Origin of the sequence: Shigella sp. FC1967 (assembly GCF_001743005.1) — a bacterium.
Classification (GTDB): Bacteria; Pseudomonadota; Gammaproteobacteria; order Enterobacterales; family Enterobacteriaceae; genus Proteus.
Genome location: NZ_MIIZ01001069.1, coordinates 1 through 1,031, shown reverse-complemented (window position 1 = coordinate 1,031; position 1,031 = coordinate 1). Strand labels below are relative to the sequence as shown.

Genomic DNA, 1,031 nt, shown 5'->3' with positions numbered 1-1,031 from the left:
TAAAAATGATAAATATGAGGATTTTGTTAGTGCTATCAAATCCATAACATTTAATCAAAAATCCATTCAACAAGATAGAATTAAAGTCTATTTACACATTGATGGTCATGTTAGTAAAAATATGATGGAATTTATTGAAAGCTCTGGATTTATATATAAATCAATTCATTCAAAAAATCCTGTAGGCTTAGCTAAAGGACTTAACAAACTAATTTCTATTTTAGAAGATGAAAAATATGTTTTCCGCATGGATGCAGATGACCTATCATTACCCAATAGGCTTCAATATCAAATTGAATATATGGAAAACAATCCAATTATAGACATTTCCGGAGGTTCTATACAGGAATTTATAGCTTCTTCAAATAACATAGTAGCAACCCGTTGTTATCCATTGACGCATGAAGAAATTTTTTAAAGTTATTTATAAAGCATCACCATTCGCTCATGTAACAATTTGCTTTCGGCGCACATCATTAGCTAAAATAGGTTTCTACCCTGTTGATTATCCTTTAAATGAAGATATTGCTCTCTGGTTTTCAAGCTTTAAAAAAATGGTGCAACATGTGGAAATATTGAGCAAGTGTTAGTTAAAGTAAGAATGGATGGTGCATATGACAGACGATCTTCTGTCAAGGCTTTTAACGAATTTAAAGTATACTGGAATATTATGCTCTGGAAAAAATCATTTAGTTTCTTTCCTTTTTATGCGCTTTTGTATTTCGATTTTTTACCCATTAAACTTGTAAAAAATTTATTTATAATTTCTTTTTGTTAGAAAGTTTAGTCACAAAGTGACATTCTTTGATTAATAATTTTAGCTCTATGAGATATCTCTGTAATACTTAATTCTCTTTTCAGAAGAGAATCACTTTAATCAATTATTATAATTGATTAAAAAATAGATATGAATCCATTAATTAGCTATAAATAATACAAATAAATAATTCATTCCCTTGGGCTGATTCAATGATTCAAATTATCCATTACCCCAAAATGGGACAACTATAATTACGACTACTCTTGAAAAT

At 28.4% G+C, this 1,031-nt stretch carries 1 protein-coding gene; it reads left to right on the top strand.

What is annotated here, in order from left to right; translation table 11 throughout:
• Positions 1 to 418, top strand: a 418-nt coding sequence (locus BHE89_RS18435) for a glycosyltransferase (RefSeq protein WP_128860710.1), incomplete at its 5' end; no start/stop codon positions are given.
• Between the last annotated feature and the right edge of the window lie 613 nt (positions 419 to 1,031).